Consider the following 5,035-nt stretch of genomic DNA (forward strand, 5'->3'; position numbering starts at 1 on the left):
TCCACACTTTTTCATCCCCCGCCTGTACTTGTTGACATCAAAAAAAATCCGGGTTACTGTTTGCACACGTGTACTGCACACGTGTGCAATTTCTTCAAACAGGCCAGTTCCGGCCACACCATTACAAAAAGCGCCCCGTCCACGGAGGCGTCATCAAGGAGACTGTTATGTTGAACCACGTTTTAAGAACCGCCCTGCTCGGCATCGGGGCGATCGGCCTGGCGGCCTGCACCACGCCCGCCGGCACGCAGCACAGTACGGCCGCCGCCGATCCGAAGCTGGCGAAGATCGGCCAGATCGTCGTCGTGTACATGGAAAACCGCAGCTTCGACCACCTGTTCGGCACTTTCCCCGGCGCCGACGGCATCGCCAATGGTCGTTCGCCCGACACCACCACGCAGACCGGCCCCGATGGCAAGCCGTATGCCATGCTGCCCGCCGTGGCGCTCGACAAGGGCGGCCTGGACCCGCGCTTCAAGGCCGACATCGCCAATGCGCCCTTCCACATGGAACCGAGCGTGTCGCTGGGCGACAAGACGGCCAGTCCCGTGCACGCCTTCTGGACGCACAAGCGGCAGATCAACGACGGCAAGAACGACCGCTTCGTCGTCGAGGGCAATACGGGCGCCCTGCCGATGGGCTATTTCGACGGCAGCAAGCTCAAACTATGGGCGCTGGCGCAGCGCTACACCTTGGCCGACCGCTTCTTCCAGTCCGCCTATGGCGGCTCCTTCCTCAACCACATGTGGCTGACATGCGCCTGCACACCCGTGTTCCCGAACGCGCCCAAGTCGATCGTCGCCCAGGATGAGCGCGGCACGGGCCACAAGAAGGGCGAAGAGGCGGAAGTGACGCAGGACGGCTACGCCGTCAACACCATGCAAGGCCCGCTGCTGTTCGACCCGACCAAGAAGCAGACGTTCCTGCCGCCGCAAACCATGCCCACCATCGGCGACCGCCTGACGGACAATGGCATCTCGTGGGTCTATTATGCGGACGGCTACGACATCGCCGTCGCCTCGACCAAGTCGGGCAAGAAGGCCGACGATTTCTCGTATCACCACCAGCCGTTCACCTACTTCAAGCGCTTCATCGACAGCCCGCAGCAGCGCGCCACGCACCTGAAGGACCGCTCCGACATGCTCGCCGACGTCCAGGCGGGCAAGCTGCCGCCCGTCTCGTTCTACAAGCCCATGGGCAAGAAGAACATGCATCCGGGGATGGATAAATCGAGCGTGGCGGCCGGCGACGACGAGGGCGTGGCCATCATCAGCGCCATCATGGAAGGGCCGCAATGGAAGGACACCGTCATCATCGTCACCACCGACGAAAACGGCGGTTTCTGGGACCACGTGGCGCCACCGAAAGGCGACCGCTTCGGCCCGGCCACGCGCATCCCCGCCCTGGTCATCTCGCCCTTCAGCGAAGGCGGCCATATCGACCATACCGAGTATGAAACCGTGTCGATCCTGAAGTTCATCGAGGAACGCCATGGCCTGGCGCCCTTGAGCGAGCGCGATGCGCGCGCCAACAGCCTGGCCAAAGCCCTCAAGCTGTAACACCGATTCTCCTGCCTGTCTACCCTGGGTGCGCCGTCCTGCGCGGCGCGCCCGGGCAACTCACATCCAAAGGAAACGCCATGCTGCACGCCCGCCATCTTCCCCTGTCCCTCCTGATGCTCGCCCTGGCCGCCTGTGGCGGCGGCGATGACACCGCCCCTCCCGTGACGCCACCGGTGACGCCACCCGTCACGCCACCGCCCGCCACCTACTACCAGACCAAGACGCCGTACACGCCGCAGCAGGACGCGGCCACATACGAAACCGCGCCGGCCGGCTACGCGCCCGTGTTTACCGAACTGGTGGCGCGCCATGGTTCGCGCGGGCTGTCGAGCATGAAATACGATGCGGCCTTCTACAACGTCTGGCAACGGGCGGCCGCCGACGATGCGCTCACGCCGCTGGGGCAAAAGCTGGGCGCCGACATCCTGAAACTGATGAAGGCCAACGCGCTGCTCGGCTACGGCGTTGACGGCATCACGGCGCCCGGCTACGGCAACCTGTCGAAGACGGGCATCAATGAGCACAAGCAGCTGGCCGTGCGCATGCTGGCGCGCCTGCCCGCCCTATTCACGCAGCTGGGCGCGAACGCCGCCAGCGCGCCGCGCCAGATCGTCACCATCAGTTCCGGCGTGGACCGCGCCAAGGACAGCGCCGCGTATTTTGCGCAGTCGCTGGCCGCCACGGCACCAAACGTCGCGCCGCTGATTACCCTGCCGCCCGCGCCGGCCGGCTACCCGGCCGGCAAGCCCGTGGTCCAGCCCAATGGCACCAACCGCTTCCTGCTGTATGCGCACAAACTGGTGCCGAAGACGGACCTCGTCACCGATGCCCTCGACCGCCATTACCCGACTTACCAGGATAGCCAGGCCTATCAGGCCTACCTGGAAAGTCCCGCCTTCCTGGCCAAGTACACAGCCATCGACACGGATGCCACGGCGCGCACCCTGGGCCGCGAAGTGCTGGAACGCCTGTTCAGCAAGTCCTTCGTCGACAAGATCGACAACGGCACCTACCGCTTCGCCAATACGGGCACGTACAGTTTCACCAGCGACGACGGCAAGTTCACCAACACCGTCACGGGTGACGGCGGCACCACCATCAAGGGCCTGGCCGATGCCGCCTCGGTGCTGTACAACCTGTACGCCATCATGGCCGGCATGACGAGCGAAGTGAAAGCCGACTTCGTACAGTACATGCCGTCGGACGCGGCCAAGTACCAGGCCTTCGTGCAGGACTACCAGGACTTTTACAACAAGGGCCCCGGCACCACGGAAAGCGCCGGCGTCACCTGGAATTACGTGCGCGCGCTGCGCGACGACTTTTTCACGGAAGTGGACGCCATCGCGCGCGGCGACCTGTCGCACGGCGCCAAGCTGCGCTTCACGCATGCGGAAGCCATCATCCCGCTGGCCACGGCCATGGGCCTGAAGACCGTCGTCGGCGCGCTGCCGGCGGCGCAAACCTACAGCTATGACAACAACAGCTGGCGCGGCCTGTACGTGGCGCCGATGGCGGCCAACATGCAGTGGGACGTGTACCGCGACGCCAGCGGCAATGTGCTCGTGAAAATGCTGTACAACGAAAAGGAAACGGACTTCCAGGCCGCCTGCGATGGCGCCCGCTTTGCTGCCGGCAGCCATTTCTATGTGTATGCGAAACTGAAGACCTGCTACGGCCACGTGGCGCAGTAAGCGCGGAGTGCGGGCGGGCAGCCGTGCCCGCCTGTCTGGCGTTTGATGCTAGGCTACGCCTGGTAATCAATCACGTCACCCGCGGATCGCCATGCCCCCACCGTCCCCCCTGTCCAGCATGCTGCTGGCCCTGTACCTGCACGCCAGTCCCGTCCTGGCCGTCGAAGGCCATTACCAGACCAAGACACCCTATGCGCCGCAGCAGGATACGGCCACGTATGCCGCGCCACCGGCCGGTTTCCAGCCCATCTACACGCAACTGGTGGCGCGCCACGGCTCGCGCGGCTTGACTGGCATGAAGAGCGACGCGGCCCTGTATGCGATGTGGCAGCAGGCCGCCGCGCAGGATGCGCTGATGCCTTTGGGACGCGAACTGGGTCCCGACATCCTGGCCCTGATGAAGGCCAACGCGCTGCTTGGCTATGGCGTGGCCGGCATCGAGAAACCCGGCTACGGCAATCTGTCGCAGACGGGCATCGAGGAACACCGGCAACTGGCCGTGCGCATGCTGGCGCGCCTGCCCGCCCTGTTTGCGCAAGTGGGCCAGGACGCGGCGACGGCGCCGCGCCAGCTCGTCACCATCGATTCCGGCGTGGACCGCGCGCGCGACAGTGCACGCTTTTTCACGCAGTCGCTGCTGGAGCACGCGCCCGCCCTGGCTCCCTTGTTGTACTTTCCGCCCGCCCCGGCGCCGTACCCGCAGGGACGCAAGGCGGTACCGCAAGCGGATGGCGTCAACCGCTTCCTGCTGTACGCGCACAAGCTGACGCCGCAGACGGATCTTGTCACCGATCCCGCCAATCCGTATTACGTCACCTATGCCGCCAGCCAGGCCTACCAGTACTATGAAAGAACCAAGCAGCTGCACGCGCTGATGGATGCCCCCGCCAGGCTGCCGGCAGCGGCCGCGCATGCACGCCACGTGCTTGAACGGCTGTTTGCACCCGCCTTTCTCGACCAGCTTGAGCGCGGCGCCGCCAGCTATGCGGACACGGGCAGCTACACGTTCACCAGCGCGGACGGGAAACTCACGCGCACCATGACGGGCAGCGGCAAGACCGTCATCCGCAGCCTGAATGCGGCCGCGACGAAACTGTATGAGCTGTATGCGATCGCCGCCGGCATGCGCCATGAAGTGCCGGCCGATTTCAGCCGCTACATGCCCGCCGAGGATGCGCGCTACTACGCCTATATCGCCGACCACGAGGATTTTTACCAGAAAGGGCCGGGCACCACGACCAGCGCAGGCGTGACCTGGCGCTTCGCGCTGGCCTTGCGCGACGATTTTTTCAAGGAAGTCGATGCACTGGCCAGCGGCGACTTGCGCCACGCGGCCAAGCTGCGCTTCACGCACGCCGAGATGATCATTCCGCTCGCCTCGGCACTCAGTTTGAAAGAAGCGCTGGCTCCCTTGCCGGCATCGGCCAGCGACAGCCATGCCGGCCCTCGATGGCGCGGCCAGAGCGTCTCGCCGCTGGCAGCCAACATGCAGTGGGATGTGTACCGCAACGGCGAAGGACATCTGATCGTGCGACTGCTGTACAACGAAAAGGAAACCGATTTCCAGGCCGCCTGCGACGGCGCCCGCATCGCGCCGGGCAGCGTCTTCTACGACTATACTAAACTGAAAACCTGCTACGGATACGTGGCGGCACGCTGATGCAGCGCACCGCCATGGTGCCTTACTTCAGGGTCGGCATGGCAAACTCGGCGCCTGCCTTGGTTGACGCCGGCCAGCGCTGCGTGACGGCCTTCTGTTTCGTGTAGAAACGCACGGATTCC

The 5,035-nt window shown here is 64.8% G+C and carries 3 protein-coding genes; all 3 read left to right on the plus strand.

Features of this window, described 5'->3' with window-relative positions; all coding sequences use genetic code 11:
* Positions 1-167: 167 nt before the first annotated feature.
* On the plus strand, positions 168-1,559 hold the full coding sequence (locus VM94_RS27080) for an alkaline phosphatase family protein (RefSeq protein WP_052755959.1): 1,392 nt from the start codon (positions 168-170) through the stop codon (positions 1,557-1,559).
* An 80-nt stretch (positions 1,560-1,639) separates the two neighbouring features.
* Positions 1,640-3,253 carry a histidine-type phosphatase gene (locus VM94_RS27085; RefSeq protein ID WP_046686192.1) on the plus strand — a complete coding sequence of 538 codons (1,614 nt, stop codon included), beginning with the start codon at positions 1,640-1,642 and terminating at the stop codon, positions 3,251-3,253.
* 91 nt (positions 3,254-3,344) lie between these two features.
* Complete coding sequence (locus VM94_RS27090; protein WP_046686193.1) at positions 3,345-4,913, plus strand: histidine-type phosphatase; 1,569 nt, start codon at positions 3,345-3,347, stop codon at positions 4,911-4,913.
* The last annotated feature ends 122 nt before the right edge of the window (positions 4,914-5,035 follow it).

This window comes from Janthinobacterium sp. KBS0711, from assembly GCF_000988085.1.
Lineage (GTDB): Bacteria > Pseudomonadota > Gammaproteobacteria > Burkholderiales > Burkholderiaceae_D > Janthinobacterium > Janthinobacterium lividum_E.

Coding starts and splice junctions, on each gene's coding strand:
- VM94_RS27080 (WP_052755959.1), top strand. CDS start 168: ATGTTGAACCACGTTTTAAGAACCGCCCTGCTCGGCATCGGGGCGATC.
- VM94_RS27085 (WP_046686192.1), top strand. CDS start 1,640: ATGCTGCACGCCCGCCATCTTCCCCTGTCCCTCCTGATGCTCGCCCTG.
- VM94_RS27090 (WP_046686193.1), top strand. CDS start 3,345: ATGCCCCCACCGTCCCCCCTGTCCAGCATGCTGCTGGCCCTGTACCTG.